Annotated in this window: 16 protein-coding genes; 7 read left to right on the top strand and 9 right to left on the bottom strand. The window is 70.3% G+C overall.

What is annotated here, in order from left to right:
• Positions 1–275: 275 nt before the first annotated feature.
• Positions 276–1,565, bottom strand: a complete 1,290-nt coding sequence (locus ACULPM_RS01545) for an aminotransferase (RefSeq protein ID WP_445330784.1) — start codon at positions 1,563–1,565, stop codon at positions 276–278.
• A 99-nt stretch (positions 1,566–1,664) separates the two neighbouring features.
• On the opposite strand from ACULPM_RS01545, the gene ACULPM_RS01540 reads away from it, so the two are divergent.
• The gene (locus ACULPM_RS01540) at positions 1,665–1,925 is read left to right on the top strand and encodes a hypothetical protein (RefSeq protein WP_445330783.1); all 261 of its coding nucleotides are present in this window, start codon (positions 1,665–1,667) and stop codon (positions 1,923–1,925) included.
• 161 nt (positions 1,926–2,086) lie between these two features.
• On the opposite strand, the gene ACULPM_RS01535 is transcribed toward ACULPM_RS01540, so the two are convergent.
• Both ACULPM_RS01535 and ACULPM_RS01530 read right to left on the bottom strand, forming a co-directional pair.
• On the bottom strand, positions 2,087–2,884 hold the full coding sequence (locus tag ACULPM_RS01535) for a YebC/PmpR family DNA-binding transcriptional regulator (protein ID WP_075279697.1): 798 nt from the start codon (positions 2,882–2,884) through the stop codon (positions 2,087–2,089).
• 239 nt (positions 2,885–3,123) lie between these two features.
• Positions 3,124–3,834 (bottom strand): ECF transporter S component, encoded by a 711-nt coding sequence (locus ACULPM_RS01530; RefSeq protein WP_445330782.1) that lies wholly within the window; start codon positions 3,832–3,834, stop codon positions 3,124–3,126.
• A gap of 57 nt (positions 3,835–3,891) precedes the next feature.
• On the opposite strand from ACULPM_RS01530, the gene ACULPM_RS01525 reads away from it, so the two are divergent.
• On the top strand, positions 3,892–4,338 hold the full coding sequence (locus ACULPM_RS01525) for a hypothetical protein (protein ID WP_445330781.1): 447 nt from the start codon (positions 3,892–3,894) through the stop codon (positions 4,336–4,338).
• 128 nt (positions 4,339–4,466) lie between these two features.
• Here the strand turns inward: ACULPM_RS01525 and ACULPM_RS01520 are convergent, their stop codons facing one another.
• From ACULPM_RS01520 to ACULPM_RS01510, 3 genes are read right to left on the bottom strand one after another with little or no spacing between them, the layout of a single operon-like run.
• Positions 4,467–5,963, bottom strand: a complete 1,497-nt coding sequence (locus ACULPM_RS01520; RefSeq protein WP_445330780.1) for an ABC transporter ATP-binding protein — start codon at positions 5,961–5,963, stop codon at positions 4,467–4,469.
• Positions 5,960–6,835, bottom strand: coding sequence for an energy-coupling factor transporter transmembrane component T (locus tag ACULPM_RS01515; protein WP_445330779.1), 876 nt, complete (start codon positions 6,833–6,835; stop codon positions 5,960–5,962). The genes ACULPM_RS01520 and ACULPM_RS01515 overlap by 4 nt, the downstream gene beginning before the upstream one ends.
• Positions 6,836–6,843: 8 nt before the next feature.
• Positions 6,844–7,320: a DUF4430 domain-containing protein gene (locus ACULPM_RS01510; RefSeq protein WP_445330778.1), complete on the bottom strand. Its 477-nt coding sequence runs from the start codon at positions 7,318–7,320 to the stop codon at positions 6,844–6,846.
• Positions 7,321–7,611: 291 nt separating this feature from the next.
• Here ACULPM_RS01510 and ACULPM_RS01505 point away from each other — a divergent pair, with 291 nt between their 5' ends.
• Positions 7,612–10,596, top strand: coding sequence for a hypothetical protein (locus ACULPM_RS01505; protein WP_445330777.1), 2,985 nt, complete (start codon positions 7,612–7,614; stop codon positions 10,594–10,596).
• A 188-nt stretch (positions 10,597–10,784) separates the two neighbouring features.
• The gene (locus tag ACULPM_RS01500; RefSeq protein WP_445330776.1) at positions 10,785–11,756 is read left to right on the top strand and encodes a calcium/sodium antiporter; all 972 of its coding nucleotides are present in this window, start codon (positions 10,785–10,787) and stop codon (positions 11,754–11,756) included.
• Between the two features lie 225 nt (positions 11,757–11,981).
• Here the strand turns inward: ACULPM_RS01500 and ACULPM_RS01495 are convergent, their stop codons facing one another.
• Entirely contained in the window at positions 11,982–12,902 is a 921-nt protein-coding gene (locus ACULPM_RS01495) for a ketopantoate reductase family protein (protein WP_445330775.1), read from the bottom strand.
• A gap of 91 nt (positions 12,903–12,993) precedes the next feature.
• On the opposite strand from ACULPM_RS01495, the gene ACULPM_RS01490 reads away from it, so the two are divergent.
• Together ACULPM_RS01490 and ACULPM_RS01485 are read left to right on the top strand one after the other, a co-directional pair.
• Positions 12,994–13,527, top strand: a complete 534-nt coding sequence (locus tag ACULPM_RS01490) for an adenylate kinase (RefSeq protein ID WP_445330774.1) — start codon at positions 12,994–12,996, stop codon at positions 13,525–13,527.
• A gap of 51 nt (positions 13,528–13,578) precedes the next feature.
• Entirely contained in the window at positions 13,579–14,439 is an 861-nt protein-coding gene (locus tag ACULPM_RS01485) for a class I SAM-dependent methyltransferase (protein ID WP_445330773.1), read from the top strand.
• A gap of 61 nt (positions 14,440–14,500) precedes the next feature.
• Here ACULPM_RS01485 and ACULPM_RS01480 read toward each other — a convergent pair whose 3' ends face one another.
• On the bottom strand, positions 14,501–14,986 hold the full coding sequence (locus ACULPM_RS01480; RefSeq protein WP_445330772.1) for a hypothetical protein: 486 nt from the start codon (positions 14,984–14,986) through the stop codon (positions 14,501–14,503).
• Positions 14,987–15,036: 50 nt separating this feature from the next.
• Positions 15,037–16,221, bottom strand: a complete 1,185-nt coding sequence (locus ACULPM_RS01475; protein WP_445330771.1) for an MFS transporter — start codon at positions 16,219–16,221, stop codon at positions 15,037–15,039.
• 250 nt (positions 16,222–16,471) lie between these two features.
• On the opposite strand from ACULPM_RS01475, the gene ACULPM_RS01470 reads away from it, so the two are divergent.
• On the top strand, positions 16,472–17,467 hold the full coding sequence (locus ACULPM_RS01470) for a VanZ family protein (RefSeq protein WP_167930958.1): 996 nt from the start codon (positions 16,472–16,474) through the stop codon (positions 17,465–17,467).
• Positions 17,468–17,516 lie beyond the last annotated feature (49 nt).

The following is a 17,516-nucleotide window of genomic DNA, read 5'->3' as shown; positions in this document are numbered from 1 at the left end:
CGTGACACCTTTCCCCTGCTCGTCCGCACGGGCGTCGAGCCCGCAAATTGCTAGCATAGGCCACGCGGCGTCGCCTCAGGACGAGGCGACGCATGCGCGGCGATAATAACAGAACTTTGTCAAGAGTTCCGCCGGGCACGGCGCCGCGCGCCTCCGGGCGCACGCTAACGTCTTGGGGCGCCCTCGAAAATAACCCGCCCTCTGGCGCTGCCGCCCGCGAGCCAACTGGGAAAACGTCAGACGGGCGTCCCACAGGGCGGATTAATTCCGGGCACCTAGCCGCGCTCGGAGCGCGCGAGGCGCGCGGACACCAGCTTGACCGCCACGACGAAGACGTCGAGCGCCTGGCCGAGCTCGTCGAGCGACGGGTAGGTGGGCGCGATGCGGATGTTGGTGTCGCGCGGGTCGGCGCCGTAGGGCCAGGGGGCGCCGGCGGGCGTGAGCGTGACGCCGAGCTCCTTGGCGAGTGAGACGATGGCCTTGGCCGAGCCCTCCGGGCCCTCGAAGGAGACGAAGTAGCCGCCCTTGGGGTGCGTCCACGTGGCGCAGCCCAGCTCGCCGAGGCCGGAGGAGAGCTTCTCCTCCACGAGCGCGAAGCGCGGCGCCACGAGCGCGGCGTGCTTCTTCATGTGCTCGGCGACGCCCGCGGCGTCCTTCAGGAACTTCACGTGCGCGAGCTGGGAGATCTTCTCCGGGGAGACGCGCATCGCGGCGAAGGCGCGGCGCAGCTCCGCCATGTCGGCCGGGCTCGCGGCGACCCAGGCCATGCCGGAGCTGGGGAAGGTCACCTTGGCGGTGGAGGCAAACTCGTAGACGAGGTTCTTCTCGCCGCCCTGCTCGGCGAGGGCGTCGAAGATGTTGAGGAGCTGGTCGCCCTCGCCGTCGAAGGTGTGGACGGCGTAGGCGTTGTCCCAGAAGATGCGGAAGTCCGGCGCGGCGGGCTTGAGCGCGGCGAAGGCGCGGACCACGTCGTCGGAGTAGGTCACGCCGGTGGGGTTGGCGTACTTGGGCACGCACCAGATGCCCTTGACCGTGGCGTCCTTCTCGACGTACTCGCGGACGACGTCCATGTCGGGGCCGTCCTCGCGCATGGGGACGGGGACGTTCTTGATGCCAAAGCTCTCCGTCACGGTGAAGTGGCGGTCGTAGCCGGGCGCCGGGCAGAGGAACTTGACCTCGCCCTGCTGGCACCAGGGCCTCTCGCCGCCGATGCCGTGGACGTAGCCGTGCTCCACGCAGTCATACATGATGTTCAGGCTCGAGGACCCCATAACGGAGACGTTGGCCGCGTCCACGCCGAGGAGCTCGGCCGCGAGGGCGCGCGCCGAGGGCAGGCCGTCGGGCGCGCCGTAGTTGTCGGCGTCGACGCCCTGGTCGGAGAGGTCAGAGTCGGCGCTCAGCAGGTCGAGCATGGGCTTGGAGAGCGCGGTCTGCTCGGGGCTCGGCTTGCCGCGGGCCATGTCGAGCTTGAGGTTGAGCGCGCGCAGGTCGGCCGCCTGGCGCTCGAGCTCCGCAATCGCGGCGTCGAGCTGGGCGTCGGTCATGTTCTGATAGGCGTTGGGCATGGTTCCTCCTCCATCGGGTCCAGTGAGAGTATAGATGCAAAACGCCCCCGGGCTGCTACCATGTTCTCCACGAAAGGGAACGCTTACAGGGAGGGCGCCATGTTCGAGGTGCGGTCGGAGGACTACGGCGAGCTGCAGCGACTTGTTGACGCGCTTTTTGCGCCGGGCGTCTCGACGCGCGCCGCGGTCTCGAAGATCGACATCCTCGTGCGCGCGGACGCCTTTGACCTCAATGACGACCTCGTCGAGGTAATCGAGCTCCTCCCCTCTGGCAGCTTCACGCGCACCCGACTCTGCGATCAGATCAACTCCATCCTCTCCGGCCACGGCTGGGGCAGCTACTACGGCACCGTGGAGTGACGCGTCCGAATCGTACCCACAGCCCAAACCGTTGCAGTTGGCGACATTCGCCCCATACGACACGGCCCGCCCGTCCTTCTCAGTCGGCGATTTCTGAGCGAAGCTCAGCTGAGCCGACGAGAAGGACGGGCGGGCCCTTCAAGTACGTATGTGACGAGCGCCTACTCCTCCTCGAGGGCGGCGACGATCTCGTCGGTCATGTCCATGGTGTGGTAGACGTTCTGGACGTCCTCCAGCTCGTCGAGACGGTCGACGAGGCGCTGGACCTTCTTGGCGTCGGCAACGGAGACCTGAGTCGGGGTGGTCGGGACCATGGTGAGCTCGGAGCCCTTGACCTCGATGCCCTGCTCCTCGAGGCCCTTTGCCACGTCCTGCATCTTGTCGTAGGCGGTCCAGACGATCCACTCCTCGCCGGCGTCCTCGTAGTCCTCGCCGCCGGCCTCGGCCACGGCCATCATGAACTCGTCCTCGTCGACGGCGTTCTCCTTGTCGGCCACCTTCTTGTCCTCGGACTTGATGACCTTCTCGACGGCGATGGAGCCCTTGCGCTCGAACTGGAACGCAACGGAGCCGGAGGTGCCGAGCGAGCCTCCGGAGTGAGAGAAGGCGGAGCGCACGTCGGCAGCGGTGCGGTTCTTGTTGTCGGTCAGGCAGTCGACGTAGACGGCAACGCCGGCGGGGCCGTAGCCCTCGTAGGTGATCTCGGCGTAGTTGGCGGCGTCGGCGCCGGAGCCGAAGGCCTTGTCGATGGCAGCCTTGATCTTGGCGTTGGGCATGGAGACCATGCGCGCGCGGGCCACAGCGGCGGCAAGCGTCGCGTTGTTGTCCGGGTTGGGGTCGCCGCCGAGCTTGGCCGCAACGGTGATGTTGCGGGAGAGCTTGGAGAAGAGCGACGAGCGCTTGGCGTCGATGGCGGCCTTCTTGTGCTTGGTGGTTGCCCACTTAGAGTGTCCGGACATGTGCATCTCCTTCTTGCCCCGCGGGCGGCTGCCCCCGCGCGCGAGGCCCTCGACGATGATTCACGGCATGAAACGTGCCTACGATAGCGAAGACGGCGCAAGTTGTAAAGGGGCGCGGCCCGCGTTGGCACGAGCATGCCTCCGCGCACGATTCTTCACGCCATGACGGCAGTTCGGTGCGCGGAGGCATGCTCGGCGGAGTCGTTCGGACGGCGGCAGGCGAGAAGAACGCAGGGCCGTCACAGGTCGTACTTGGCCACCACGCGACGGATCGCCCTCCCCCACGGCAGCCAGATCGCGGCGAGAAACGCGACCGTCGCCACGCCGTGCGTGACGTCGAGCGGCAGGCTGGCCGCGCAGGCCGCGAGCACGGCGGGCCAGGTGAGCGGCTGGACGTAGCCGAGCACGTGGTAGCCGTTCAGGATGAGGCCGAAGACCAGGCCCGAGAGAAACCCCCAGCCATAGAGGACGGCGCCGTGCGAGAGCAGGCTCTTCTCGCCGAGGACGCCGCCGACGTAGCCGACGAGGCCCCACGCATACATCTGCCAGGGCGTCCACGGACCCTGCCCGAAGAAGAAGTTGGAGAGCAGCGCGGCGAGCGCGCCCACCACGAAGCCGCTCCTGCGGCCGAGCGCGGCCCCCGCCACGATGGCGATGGCCGAGACGGGCTTGACGTCGGGAATCGGGGCAAAGAGTACGCGTCCCGCCGCGGCGAGCGCCGCGAGGACCGCCGTGGGCATGAGCTGGCGCAGCGGCGGGCGCGAGGCCTCGAAGCCCGCGAGCGCGACGGCGAGGGCGGCAAGCGCGACCAGCAGGGTGAGGCCGGCCGTCGCGCGCACCCCCGCCGCGGCAAGGGCGACGAGCGCCACGGGAACGGCCGCGAGGGCGAGCGCCTCGGCGACCGCAGGGAGCCGGTGGGCGAACGGGGCTGTCTGCTTTCCTTCCATCATGGGTATCAGTGTGCCATAGGCACCCGCCGGGAGGGCGCCCGCGAGCGAGGAGGCACCATGCTGTACATCGGGAACTTCAGCTACAACGACGACTCCGACAGCAAGGACAACTACTGCCTCATGCCCTGCGTCGTCGAGGCCGAGAGCGCCGACGAGGCGATGGAGAAGTTCGCCACGCACTTCCACGAGGTCCGCAAGAACTCCGACCTGCTCGACGGGGCGCACGAGATCTACCTCGACTCCCTCGCGGAGCTCGAGGCGGCGCCGACGGAGCCCGTGATCTGCCAGTGGCAGAAGATCGTGCCGGCGATGGACGGCCTGTGCAGCGTCACGAGCGCGCTGCCCGTCGTGGACGAGGAGAGCGACGTCGCGAACGCCTACGCGTGGGGCGACGACGAGGATGAGCACGACCACGACGACGACGATGACGACCACGACGACGTCTCCTTCGAGGACATCGACGAGGACGACCTCGTGGAGAGCGACCCGTTCCTGCTGTTCTAGGCCCGGGATCGTCGCGCTGCCGCGCCGCCGGCGTCACGCCACTGGCGTCAGGTTTGTTTGGCACGCGTGGTCGGCGTGCCAAACAAACCTGACGCCAGTGGCGTGACGCCGGCGGCGCGGCAGCGCGCTCAGCGATACAGCCAGGAGTTCTTGAAGAAGTCCCCGGTGGGCTCGGTCACGGCGATGCCGCCGTCGAACATGAGGGAGACGCGGTCCGCGACGGCACGGACGAAGGCCATGTCATGCGTGGCGAGAAGGACCGTGGCGCCCTCGGCGCGTGCCCGGGCCACGCGGGCGGCCACCCGCTCGCGCGCCGAGCGGTCGAGCCCCTTGGTCGGCTCGTCGAGCAGCAGCAGGCGCGGGCGCACGAGCAGCAGCTTCTCCAGCGCGAGCAGCTGCTGCTGTCCTCCGGAGAGGTCATAGGGATGCCGGTCGGCGGCATCCTCGAGGTCGAGCTCCGCGAGGGACGCCTCCACCTCCCGCGCGCCATACCCGCCGGCGCGCGACCACTCCGCAAGCTCGTCGCGCACCGTCTCGCGGGAGAGAAGCGCCTTGGGGCTCTGCGGCAGCAGCGCCTGGCTCGTCGCGGCAGCATTGCGCACCCGCCCGCGCTGGGGGCGCACGACCCCCGCCGCAGCCGCGAGCAGCGTCGACTTGCCGCACCCGTTGGCCCCCACCACGGCCCGAACCTCGCCGGCGGCCAGCTCGAGGTCCAGCTCACGCAGGACCCACCGCCCGTCGCGGGCGTATCGGAACCAGAGGTCGTCGACGGCGAGCAGGTCCTTCTCGCCGCGGGGCCCTCCCGAGGGCCCGCCCGCCGCGCGCCCCCCTTGCATCAAATCTCTCCGCGTCTTTTTGGCACTTTTTGCCCCGGATTCCGGCCCGAAAGTGCCAAAAACCCGCGGACAGATTTGATATGGGGTGGCGCACGACGGCTCCGGGCGAAGCCCTTCCAGCGGGGCCTCCCGCACGCGCCCCTCCGCAAGCTCGAACGCGCACGTCGCGTAGTCGAGCATCGTCTCGGACGCGTGAGTGGCCACCAGCACGGTGACGCCGAGCTCGCGGTTCACGCGGAAGAGCATCGCGAGGAAGTCCTTCTCGGCAAGGGGGTCGAGCATGCTCGTCGGCTCGTCGAGCAGGAGCAGGCGCGGGCGCATGGCGAGCGTCGACGCGAGGGCGAGGAGCTGGCGCTGCCCGCCGGAGAGCTCCGCCGTGCGCGCGCGGAACCACGGCCCCATGCCAAAGAACGAGCAGGTCTCCGCCACGCGCCGGCGCATTTCCGGCTCCGGGACGCCGAGGTTCTCCAGGCCGAAGGCCATCTCGTGCCAGACGGTGTCGCACACGACCTGCGCGTCCGGGCTCTGGAAGACGTAGCCCACGGCACGCGCGGAGGCGAGCGGCCCCAGCGAGCGCACGTCCTCCCCGAAGGCGCGCACCGAGCCGGAGAGCTCGCCGGCGGGGGCGATCTCTGGCTTGGCGAGGCGCAGCAGCGTGGACTTTCCCGACCCCGTGGCGCCTACGAGCAGGGCAAAGGCACCCTCGGGCACCTCGAGGGAGGCGTCGCGCAGGACGTCCGCGCCACCGGGGTAGGAGAACGTCACGCCGCGGAGCTCGAGCGCGCTCATCCCGCCTCCCCTCGCCCGGCCCCCCTCGCCGCGAGCTCCGCGAGAGCGGGCAGGAGCGCGAGCAGGGCGAAGGGCAGGTAGGACCACCAGGGCGAGAGCCCGGACATCCTGGGGTAGAACTCCCAGGAGGAGCAGACCGCCCACGCGCCCGCCGCGCTCAGGGCGAGAAGGACCGCGGCTCCCGCGACCGCCGCGGCGTCGCGCGCGCGGAACCGCTCGGGCCGGTAGCACGTCCGCGGACGGCCGGACTCCCAGCCTCGCGCGCGCATGGCGTCAGCCCGTTCGAGGGAGTCCTCGAGCGACCAGGAGAGCAGCATCGTCGACGTGCGGAGCAGCTCGTCGCGCAGGGGCGGGCGCGGGCCCGCCGCCGTGCAGGAGCAGGCGGTCGCGCGCACCGCGCGGGCCCGGCCCAGCATCTGCGGCACGAGCTGGGACGCCATCGACGCCACGAGCGGCACCGAGCGGGCGCGCCGGCCCGCGAGCGCGAGCAGGCAGTCCTGCGTGAGGACCGCCGCGGCGCCCTCGAACCACAGGACCGTCGCGACCAGGAGGGCGCCCATCGTGGCGCCGTACGCAAGGCTCTCCAGGTAGACGCTGCGCGACCCCACCTTGAGGAGCAGCGTTGACCCGGAGGCCGAGAAGAACGGGTTGAGCAGGCACACGAGCGCGAGCAGCGGCAGCTGCCAGGCGAGCCCGCGCGCCGTGACCGCCGCGCCGCGGGCGACCAGCGAGAAGGCCAGCGCGCCCGCGAGCGAGAGCGCCACGAAGACGGGGTGGACCGCCAGCATCGAGAGCGCGGCCACCCCCGCGAAGAGCGTCGCGGGGACGGCCGCGTGGCAGGCGTCGAAGGCTGTGGAGCGCGGGCACGCCATCGAAGGGGCTACTCGGTGAACTCGGTCACGTAGGTCCAGACGACCGCGTCGCCGGCCTCGAGCTGGTACTCGGAGCAGCCGACCTCGGCCATCTCGCCGTTGACCTCGAACATCCAGCCGCTCATGTCGCCGTGGTCGCCGGCGGCCACGCCGTCGATGCCCTGGACGTACATGCCGTAGTCGGAGTCGGTGGCGTTGACGTCCGCGCCGGTGGCGACGAGCGCGTCATAGGCGGTGGCGTTCTCGGGAAGGTCGACGTCGACGGTGGTGGACTCGCCCTCGGCCGCCGTCGCGTCAATGGTGACCGAGACGGAGATGGTCGCCTGCTGCTCCTGGGACGCATCGGGGCCGGCGTCGGTGCCGGAGGTCGCGGCCGTGCCGCCGCAGGCGGCGACGGAGACGGCGAGCACGAGCGCCGCCGCGCAGGCGACGAGCCTCGTGAGCAGGTTCTTCTCGGCACTTCTTGCGTTCTTGGACTGGGACATGGTGCCTCGCTCTCTCCCCCTTGGGGGCGTCGTGAGGGCAAGGCAGGACCGACGACCCGCGCGGTCGCCTTCCTCGACACAGCCGTGTGCTGATCCGGAGTCAAACCGGAATCCTTTTTTCATCTACTAGGCGTAGCAGCTCTTCGAACCGTGCCCTCGGTATGCAATTGCGGTTCCAGTGTAGCAGGTCGGGGCATATGGGCGCGGGGGCGCATCCGCCCTTGCGTCATGACGTTGCGTCGCGCCTATCGTGGTGACGTGTCCAGGCCGCGCCGTCGGAAGCAGGATGCCATGCCACGCGCCACCGCGTACCCCCGCCCTCGCCTTGTCCCCCTCATCGCGCTTGCCCTGATGGTGGTCCTGTCCGCCCTTGCGCCGGGGCGCGCCGCGGCGGCGGGGGTCGAGAAGCTCGTCGACCCGAGCACGGCGGACGGCTGGGAGGCGTACATCGGCGGCGGGACGACCATCTCCACCTCGGCGGAGGGGAGCATCTGGGTCGACAAGTCCGTCTTCGGCAGCAGCGCGGACGCCACGAACGCCGGGCTTCCGGCCACGCTGCAGGACGAGGGGCGCGGCTTTCTGGTGGGGCTCTCCGCGCTGTCCGCGGCGACGTCCGTCCGCCAGGAGGGAGGGCCCGCGCACGACGTGGTCTTCGTGGTGAGCACCAACCGGCTTCTGGAGGACGTCACCTACGGGGGCCGCCCGCAGGCCGCCTACCTCGCCGAGGCCCTCAACCAGGCTATCTCGCGCCTCATGGCGGAGAACGGCGGCGCCGCCATCCCCACGCGCGTGGCCGTGATCGGCTACGACTCCAGGGTCACGACGCTCATGCCGCTCGGCACCTACGCGCCGGACGGAAACGGCCGCTACGTCGCGTACGACGGCGGCACGCTCTCCGTGACCGCCACGACGACGGACGCCGCGGGCGCGACGGCCTCCGCGCGCCTCAGCAGCGGGTCCTACCTGCAGCTGGCGGCGCACGTGGCGGGAGATGCGCTGAGCGCCGCCGCGGACGACCCCGGCTCAGAGGGCCGCGTCCCCGTGCTCTGCCTCATGGGCCGCGAAACCCCGCCGATGGCGAGCGCCGACTTCACGAACCCGCCCGTCTACACCGGCGACGCCACGGGATTTCTGGGCCCGCTGCCGGGAAGCCGCGAGAACGGCTACGGCACGGACGCGCTTCTCGCCACGCTGCTCACGATGCGAAACGAGGCCGCGCGCATAGGCGCCGTGTGGGGCACCGAGCGCCCCCTCACGTTCTTCACCTGCGGCCTGGACACGAGCGAGACGGCCGCCTACCTGCTCGAGACCGCCCACGAGCAGGCGCACCACCCCCTGCCCGGCACCGGAGCGGCGGCAGGCACGGACCTGCGGGACAACCTCTCCGCCGCGGCGCGGGCGTTCGCCGAGGCCTCCGCGGCGGGCGAGAAGGACGTCACGCTGTCGCTCTACGGCTCCGGCACGCGCGGCCTCGTGGCCGAGGACGTCACCTTCCCCTGCGCGCCGGGCCTGCTCTCGGAGGCGGACGGCTACGAGGTCACGCCCGTCGACGACTACCTCTCCGCCCGCAGCGCGAGCGCGCTCTCGTGGGCCTTTGGCACCGTGGTGGACCGCTCGCTCGGCGTGGTCTACACGGCGCCGGCGTCGGGCGGCCCCGGCGAAGACCGCCCCGGCGGCAGCCGCGTCACCGTGTCCGACGAGGTGGGGGCCGGCATGGAGGTCACGCGCGTGAGCGGCATCGTCTACGGGGACAAGCTGCTCGACGGAGAGCTGGCGGCCCAGGCCGTGAAGATCAGTCTCGAGGACCCTGGCCACGTGGAGGCAACGCACGAGTTCGGCTACCTCGTGGAGGCCATGAACGCGCGCTACGACCTCGGCTCTGCCGTATACGACCTCTTCTACGACGCGCTGCAGGACGGACAGTTCGCCTATGCCGGGCCCGGGGCCTTCTCCAACCGCGCCTCGTGGTACGTGAACGACGCGCACGAGATGGTCCCGATGGGCGGAGAGCCCTTCGCCTTTGCAACGCAGGCCGAGGTGGACGCCGCCGCGGACGGACGCTGGCAGGAGCGGGCGCCCGAGGACGTGCGCGAGAGGATCGAGGCCGCGCGGGACAGCGGCGCCACCGCCGTCTGCGAGACGTACTACTACATCGGCAACCTCCCCAACCAGTACACGGGGGGCGACGTGACGCTCTACGACTTCGTGGTCATGGTGGAGACGAGCCTCGCCACCGGCCGTCAGACGGTCCTGCTCTCGGTGCCCGTGGACGCCGTGCCCGCGCGGCGCGTGAGCGTGACCGTGGGCGAGGACGGCGCCGCCACGATGGCGCTCGACGGGGCGCACGACGCGGCACCGCTGCGCCTGGCCTACGAGGTCTCCCCCACCCCCGACGTCGACGCCCTGCTTGACCGGGTCGAGGCCGGGGAGGACGTGGGCGACGACGAGCTGGAGGCGGCGCTCGGCGAGCCCGTGGGCCACGTGGGCGGGCGGCGCGCCGTCTTTGCGAGCGCGTTCGCCCAGGCGAACGGCGGCATCCGGGCGGGCGCCGTGGCCTCCGCCTGGGCCGCGCAGACCAACTCGCGCTACGCGTTCTCGCGCGACACGCCGCTTCTCACCCGCGCGGACGGCGGGTACGCGCCGCTGACCGCGCTGCCCGTCCCCGGCCAAACCTGCTACTACGAGCGAACCATCTACTCGGCGGACCTCCCGGAGGCGGGCGTCGCGGCGCCCGCGCGCATCGAGAAGGTCGTGGAGCCGTACGTGGTCGGGCTCAGCGCGGCCGAGATACCCCTGCGCTTCGTCGTGCGCGACGGGCAGTGCGTGGCGCTCGCGGGCACGCCCAAGTACGACGGGCCGGCGGAGCTTGGCCTGGTGGAGAAGGAGCCCAACGTCACCCAGACGGCGCCCTACGCAAAGCGCTCCTCGGTCTCCGAGGTCACGGACGGGGCCGTTCGCCTTTCGGCGCGGCTGGGCAACAACGGCGCGCTCGTGCTGCCGGGAGACGAGGTCCCGGCCCCCGGGCCCGAGCCGGACCCCGAGCCCGCCCCCGAGCCCGAGCCTACCCCGGAGCCTGCCCCAACCCCCACGCCGGGCGTGACGCCCTCCCCCGACGGCGGCCTGGGGTCCTCGAACGCGCAGGTCGGAGATGCCGAGAAGGGCCTGTCCGCCCTGCCGGACGCCGGCGATGACCTCGTTGCCGCCGAGGTCCTTCTCGCCCTTGCGGCGGCAGGCGCCGCCGTCGGCGCGGTCTCCGCACTCGCGCGGAGGCGCTAGCCGGCTCAGAGCGCTTCCCGCCGGGTCGCAGACCCCGACATTTTTCGTCTCATTCGGCCAAAAATGTCGGGTTATGCGACCCTGCGAATCTGTGGATTCGCTTGGGAGTCGGTCCCGGACCCGGAATGGCGCTGCATGCGAGCTGGAATACTGACTGAGGTATCAGCCCCGATCCCGAAAGGACCGACGTGCTCCTCAGTCTCATCATCATCGCAATCGGATTCGCCCTGCTCATCTTTGGCGCCAACTGGCTCGTGGAGGGCGCGTGCAACATCGCCGCGCGCCTCGGCGTCCCGGAACGCGTGGCCGGGCTCACGATCGTGGCCATCGGCACGTCGCTTCCCGAGCTCGTCGTCAGCGTGACCTCGGCCGTCGGCGGCCACGCCGACATGGCCTTCGGCAACGTCATGGGCAGCTGCCTCGCAAACCTCCTGCTCATCCTCGGCCTCTCCGCCGTGATCAAGCCCGTCACGCTCTCGCGCAGCACCCAGCGCTTCGAGATTCCCGTGAGCGTGGCGGCATGTGGGCTTCTCGCGCTCGTCGCCAACACCGACGGCCAGGTCACGGCCCTCGAGGGCGTCATCCTGCTCGTCGCCTTCGGGCTCTTCGTGGCACGCACCGTGGTGGTCGGCCTCCAGGAGGGCGCGAGCGGGATGACGGAGGCGGACCGCGACCTCGAGGAGGAGTTCGAGGAGGAGGGCCGCACCTCGAACCCCATTCGCGACCTGGTCTTCATCGTCCTCGGCATCGCCATGCTCAAGTTCGGCGCCGACTTCGTGGTGGAGAACGCCATCGCCATCGCCTCCGCCGTGGGCATCTCGGAGCGCGTCATCGGCATCACCGTGGTGGCGCTCGGCACCTGCCTGCCCGAGCTCGTGACGAGCGTGGTCGCGGCCTTTCGAGGCAACTCCGACATTGCCGTCGGAAACGTCGTGGGTTCCAACATATCCAACCTGCTGCTCGTCATGGGCGGCCCGGCGCTCTTCGCGAGCATCCCGTATGATCCGGCCTACAACCTCGACCTGGTGCTTCTCGCGCTCTTCTCGCTTGCGCTCGTGGGGTTTGCCTTCATCGGACGCCGCCACGAGATGAGCCGCGCCAACGGCGTGGTCTTCGTGGTGCTCTACGCCGCCTACATCGCCACATCCGTGCTTCGCTAGGCGCCTCCGCAGCGGGCACCCGCCCTCCGGGTACGTACACGCCCTCTCCGGGTACGTACATGCCCTCTCCGGGTACGTACGAGCTTCACGGTTTGATGTCCTTCTCGCTAGGCTTTCTATCTGCGGTTTTCCCTGAAGGACACGGCCTGCGAACGTCGGCGCGTGTACGTACCCGAAGGGGAGGTGTACGTACCCGGCTCCGGGGCACAGCCCCCCGACGCCGCCCTACGCCCCGAAGCCCGCCTCGAGCTCGCGGATGCGCCCGTAGAGCCAGCGGTTGGTGGGGACGAGCAGCCCGTGCTTCTCGGCAAGGCGGATCACCGTGCCGGAGAACTCCTCGACCTCGGTGGGCTTCTCGTTGATGCGGTCCTGCGCCATGGACGGCATGCCCTCGGGGTCGAGCGAGGCGATGAGCGCCGCCATCTGAGCGAGGTCCTCCTCGGTCACGTCCACACCCTCGGCGCGCGCGACGGCCAGCGCCTCGCGCATGGCGGCCACGAAGCAGCGGTTCTGCTCGCTGTCGGGCTCGCTCGCGGATCCGTAGGTGCCGCCGTAGACCATGCAGACCTGGTTGATGCCCACGTTGAGCATGAGCTTCGTCCACATGCGGTGACGGATGTCGGCCTCCACCACGTGCGGGATGCCGGTGCGCGCATAGAGGTCGGCGACGTCCTCGACCACGCCCGCGGCCGTGCCAGGCGCCGCGCCGAAGCGAATCTCGCCGGGATGGCTATAGGTCATGTCGGAGCCGATGAAGACGGCGTCCATGCCCTGCGCTACCGAGAGCACGGTGCGCTCCCAGCCAAAGCGCTCCGCTACCCGCTCCTCGCTCGTCACGCCGTTCACCAGCGACGCGATGACGGTGCGCGGCCCCACGAGGCGCTCCATCGTGTCCAGCGCCGCGGGCATCCCCGGCGCCTTGATTGCAAGGATCACCAGGTCGACGGGCGTGGCCTCACTCGCGGGAATCGTGGGCACGCGGCAGGGCTCGCCGTTCACGGTCACCGTCTCGCCCGCGTGGCGGGCGAAGCGCGCGTCGTCCATCACGTACTCGACGGCCCCGTGCCCGAGGTTCTTCTCGGCAATGGTCCCGTAGAGCAGGCCAACCGCTCCCCTGCCCAGTATCGCCACGCGCTCGATTGCCATGACGAACCTCCTTCATCGCTGGCGGCATTGTAGCGCGCCCGAGGCCAATGTATACTCTCAGGCCCATCGCGATTGGCAGAGGAGGACGACCATGAGGCGCGTGGCGATTGTGGGGAGCCCGGGCTCGGGCAAGTCGACGCTTGCGCGGAGGCTGCGCGACCTCTCCGGCCTGCCCCTCTACCACCTTGACATGCTCTGGCACCTCCCTGACGGGGGCCATGTCACGGGGGACGAGTTTGACGCCGCGCACGACAGGCTCGTGTCGCAGGAGCGCTGGATCATCGACGGGACCTACTCCAGGACGCTCCCCGCGCGCATCGAGCGAGCCGACATCGTCGTCCTTCTTGACCTGCCGCTCGAGACATGCCTCGAGGGAATCCGCTCGCGCATCGGCAGGCCGCGCGAGGACCTGCCCTGGCAGGAGACGGAGCTCGACCCCGAGTTCGCCCGCTATGTCGAGCGCTTCCCGGAAGAGCGGCTGCCCCGCATCCGCGAGCTGCTGGACGCCCGTCCGGCGAGGTGCCAGCTCGTCGAGCTGCGCTCCCGAGAGGAGGCCGAGCGCGCGACCGCGCCCGGCGGATGCCTCTGGCGGCTCGTCACCCCCGGCGGTCGGCTCGAATGCTAGAACCAAAGGGGTCGCTCTAAGGCAACGACCCCTATGGGGAGGGAGAAGAACGTGGACGCAGAGACCGAGCGCAGGGTCGCCGAGAACCGGCTCAACTGGGACGACCGGGCGCGGGTGCATGCGGCGTCGCCGTTTTACGAGGTCGAGCGGCTGGTGTCCGACCACGGCTACATCTCCCCCGTTGCCCGCCGCGACCACAAGGTTCTTCTCCCCCACCTGGGGACGCGAGGCCTTGCCGGGCGCTCGGTGCTGCACCTGCAGTGCCACATCGGGACGGACACGCTCTGCTGGGAGCGCCTCGGCGCGGGCGAGGTGTGGGGTCTCGACTTTTCCCCCGCCTCCCTCGAGCTCGCGCGGGAGATTGCCGAGCGGGCAGGCGCCCACGTCACCTACGTGGAGGGAGACGCCCGGCGCGCGGCCGATGCCATCGACCGGCAGTTCGACGTCATCGTCACCGGAACGGGTGCGCTCGAGTGGCTGCCCGAGCTCGCGAGCTGGGCGCGCTCGGCGGCGCGGCTGCTCCGGCCGGGCGGCGTCCTTCTCGTCCGTGACGACCACCCGCTGCTGGGGGCGCTCGTCTATGAGTCGCTCACGGTGCACGGGGACTACCTCTCCGGCGGCGTGGACGACTACGAGGACGACGGCAGCTACGTGCCCGGCACCGAGGGCACAATCGCGCACACCGCCGCCCACAACTGGAACCACGACTTCCAGGAGCTTATCGGCGGGCTGCTCGCCGCGGGGCTCGTCATCGAGGACTTCCGCGAGAGCCCGCATGCGGAGTGGCGCTCCCTGCCCTGCCTCGTGGAAACGCCGGATGGCTGGACCATGCCCGAGGGCAGCCCGCGCATCCCGCTCACGTTTGCCGTGGTGGCGCGCAAGCCAGCATCCCATCCCGTCCGCCCCGCCTGACGCGAGACAGAGCAAATCGACGGAACGGGCCGCCCGGAGGGGCTTTTCTGTCGATTTGCTCTTACTCGGCGTCCTCGGGACAGGACGGCACGCCGGCGGCGCCCGCGTCGATCCCGGCGCGGCGGCGAAGCTCGCTCACCAGGTTGTCGTTGCCAATCACGGAGACCGCGGCGTCACCGTCCATCGGCGCCTCGATGAACACGCCCTCGAGCGAGGCCGCGTTGGCATGCGCCGTAAAGTCGTTCATGTTCAGGGCGGGGCCGGAGAAGCGCCGCACGCCGCGGACGTGGTCGTACGGAATAATCGTGCGCGCCCAGCCAAAGACGATCTCCAGGCGGTCCCTGTAGAGCTCGACGCGATTGCGCACCACGATGGGCCAGAGAAGGAGCGCCCCGGCCACGAGCACCAGGACCGGCACGCCCACGGGCATGCCCGGCTGCAGCGCAAGCGCCGCCGCGGCAAAGGAGACGATCCCGGCGAGCGCCCCGTACCACGGGGCCACCCTGCCGCGGAACACGAGCTCCGGGTTGCCCTTGTAGATCCGCATGAGCCAACATCCTCTGCAGTGTGGAAAAGTGCCTGTCCCTTTTCCACATCTTAGCAGCGGCGGGGATTCCAGCCCTTGCTCACCATGAGGCCGAGAAACGCGGCGAGGACCACCGCGGAGAGCGCGAGCAGCGCCACCGGGAAGAGCCAGAAGCCCACGCGCTCCGCGACCAGGCCAAAGAGCGGCGGCAGGGTGAGCGAGCCCACGTAGGAGGCCGCCATCTGCACGCCGATCACGGCCTGGGAGAGGTTGCGGCCAAAGAGGCGCGGCGTGAGGTGCAGCATGTTGGGATAGAGCGGGCTGTTGCCAAAACCCACGAGGAAGAGCCCCACCGGGGCCGCGGAGAGCGGCAGCGGGGCGAGAAGAACGAGCACGGCAGCAAAGGTGACCGCCTGCCCCAGCCCCACGAGCTGCTTGCTGGAGAGCCGGTTGGCCAGCACGCCGGAGAGGAAGCGGCCCGCCGTCACGCCCACGTAGTAGACCGTCACCATCCCGGCGGCCTCGCCCGCGCCCATGCCGCGCGCGCTCACGAGATAGCTCGTCCCCCAGGTGTTGCAGACGCCCTCGATGGCCACCGACGCCATGAAGACGAGACAGGCAAGGCGGATGTCGCGGCGCCGCACGAGGGCGAGAGGGCTCGCGGCGCGGGGCGCGGGGTCGTCGTCCTTCTCGCCCGCCGGCCCCTCATGGCCCACGCGGGACCAGAGCGGCAGGATCGCGATCGTGGCCGCCATGATCGCCGCCTGGACGGCCGCCGCCTCGAGGTAGCCGTCGCGCCACGTGCCGCCCGAGAGCGCGAGCGACATGAGGAAGGGGCTCAGCGTGATGCCTACGCCGTAGGCGCAGTGCAGGAAGTTCATGTGCGTGGCCTTGTAGTGCAGCGCCACGTAGTTGTTGAGCGCCGTGTCGATGGCGCCCGCGCCGAGGCCGAGCGGGATAGCCAGCAGGCAGAGCCACGGAAAGCCCGGCGCCACGGCGAAGCCGAGCAGCGCCGCGGCGGTGAGCGCCGTGGAGACGGCCGTCACGCGCCCGGTGCCAAAGCGGCCGATGAGCGCGGCGGAGGAGAGGCTGGAGACGACGGTCCCGCAGCAGGTGACCATCGTGACCGCGCTGCCCCACGAGACAGGAACGCCGAGGTCGGGGTACATGGCCGGCCACGCCGCGCCAAAGAGCGAGTCCGGGATTCCCAGGCCCACGAAGGCGATGTAGATGACAACGAGAAGAACGATGGACATGGGCGGCTCCCGACCCCTTCGGCGCGTCCAGTTTTTGGAAACGTTTCCAAACCATGATAGCCCTCACCTTGGCACCGGGCAAGGGGCAGGCGCATGACCCAGGAGAGGCGACGGGGTCAACCGTCTGGCCCACGTCCTTCTCGCCCGTCCCGCGCGCCGCACCTTGCGAAACCGTTAGTTTCATCGATGGCGCGACGCGGGCCCTTCCCTCACAATGGGTCGGGCACGACCGACGAGAAGAACGGAAAACATGAACCTCATCAGACGCTTCCTCTCCGGCTACACGGAGAACTTCCTGCTGGCGCTCACGCTGTGGCCGCTGGCCTCGCTCCTGCTGACGCTGCCGATCCTTGCCTGGGTGTACCACCGCGACGGGCGGCTGCGCTTCGGGACGGTGGTCTCCACCTATCTGGCGGTGCTCTACGTGCTCGGCCTCGGCTGCTTCACGCTGTGGCCGCTGCCGAGCGGCGAGCGCGGCCTCGGCATCACCTACGGCGTGGCGTGGCAGCTCGACCCGCTGGCGTTCGTGGACGACTTCCGCCGCGAGGGCATCAGCACGATTCCGCAAATCGCCTTCAACGTGGTGCTCTTCATGCCGCTCGGCTTCATCGCGGGGCGCCTGCTGCGCTGGGGGTTCTGGCGGTCCGTCATCGTGGGGCTTCTCGCCTCCCTCTGCATCGAGGCGGCGCAGGGCACGGGGCTCTTCGGGATCTACCCCTACGCCTACCGCACGGCCGACGTCGACGACCTCATCTACAACACCTTGGGCGCCGCGCTCGGCTGGCTCTGCGCGGCGGCGCTCGCCCGGGTGCTGCCGCCGGGCGCGCTCGCCGAGGAGGGCGAGGTCACGCACGAGCCCGGCTTCATCCGCCGCTGCGTGGCGTTCTGGCTGGACACGCTGCTCGTGACGCTCCTCTCGCTCGTGGTCGGCGGCGCGATCGGCCTCGCCCTGTCGCTGCTCGGCGCCTCCGAGGGCGTGCGCTCCCACGCCATGGACCTCGTGCTGTACGCGTCGTTCCTCTGGGTCGAGCTGGTGGCGCCCTGGCGGCATGCCGGGTCGACGCCGGGCGGCTCCTTCGTTCGCATGAGCTCCGAGACGCAGGAGCGCTCTGGCGTGCGGCGCGTGGCGTTCTACGCGGCGCGCGTCGTCTCCCTCGGCGCCGCGTACTTCTTCTTCCCGATTCTCTGGCCCGCGTTTGCCCTCTTCTATCTCTTCGCGCGCGAGATGCCGTACGACCTCATCTAGCGCGCGGGGCTACGGCGCGGCGCTCGCCGGTCGCCGCCGGTTTCCGAGC

The organism is Thermophilibacter sp. ZX-H3 (assembly GCF_052599055.1).
This window is presented reverse-complemented; position numbering and strand designations above follow the sequence as displayed.

What these genes read in the sequence shown, in the direction of transcription:
- ACULPM_RS01480 (WP_445330772.1), bottom strand. Translation starts at nt 14,986, where the DNA reads ATGCGGATCTACAAGGGCAACCCGGAGCTCGTGTTCCGCGGCAGGGTG.
- ACULPM_RS01525 (WP_445330781.1), top strand. Translation starts at nt 3,892, where the DNA reads ATGCTGTACATCGGGAACTTCAGCTACAACGACGACTCCGACAGCAAG.
- ACULPM_RS01475 (WP_445330771.1), bottom strand. Translation starts at nt 16,221, where the DNA reads ATGTCCATCGTTCTTCTCGTTGTCATCTACATCGCCTTCGTGGGCCTG.
- ACULPM_RS01510 (WP_445330778.1), bottom strand. Translation starts at nt 7,320, where the DNA reads ATGTCCCAGTCCAAGAACGCAAGAAGTGCCGAGAAGAACCTGCTCACG.
- ACULPM_RS01535 (WP_075279697.1), bottom strand. Translation starts at nt 2,884, where the DNA reads ATGTCCGGACACTCTAAGTGGGCAACCACCAAGCACAAGAAGGCCGCC.
- ACULPM_RS01505 (WP_445330777.1), top strand. Translation starts at nt 7,612, where the DNA reads ATGCCACGCGCCACCGCGTACCCCCGCCCTCGCCTTGTCCCCCTCATC.
- ACULPM_RS01540 (WP_445330783.1), top strand. Translation starts at nt 1,665, where the DNA reads ATGTTCGAGGTGCGGTCGGAGGACTACGGCGAGCTGCAGCGACTTGTT.
- ACULPM_RS01470 (WP_167930958.1), top strand. Translation starts at nt 16,472, where the DNA reads ATGAACCTCATCAGACGCTTCCTCTCCGGCTACACGGAGAACTTCCTG.
- ACULPM_RS01520 (WP_445330780.1), bottom strand. Translation starts at nt 5,963, where the DNA reads ATGAGCGCGCTCGAGCTCCGCGGCGTGACGTTCTCCTACCCCGGTGGC.
- ACULPM_RS01490 (WP_445330774.1), top strand. Translation starts at nt 12,994, where the DNA reads ATGAGGCGCGTGGCGATTGTGGGGAGCCCGGGCTCGGGCAAGTCGACG.
- ACULPM_RS01530 (WP_445330782.1), bottom strand. Translation starts at nt 3,834, where the DNA reads ATGATGGAAGGAAAGCAGACAGCCCCGTTCGCCCACCGGCTCCCTGCG.
- ACULPM_RS01545 (WP_445330784.1), bottom strand. Translation starts at nt 1,565, where the DNA reads ATGCCCAACGCCTATCAGAACATGACCGACGCCCAGCTCGACGCCGCG.
- ACULPM_RS01495 (WP_445330775.1), bottom strand. Translation starts at nt 12,902, where the DNA reads ATGGCAATCGAGCGCGTGGCGATACTGGGCAGGGGAGCGGTTGGCCTG.
- ACULPM_RS01515 (WP_445330779.1), bottom strand. Translation starts at nt 6,835, where the DNA reads ATGGCGTGCCCGCGCTCCACAGCCTTCGACGCCTGCCACGCGGCCGTC.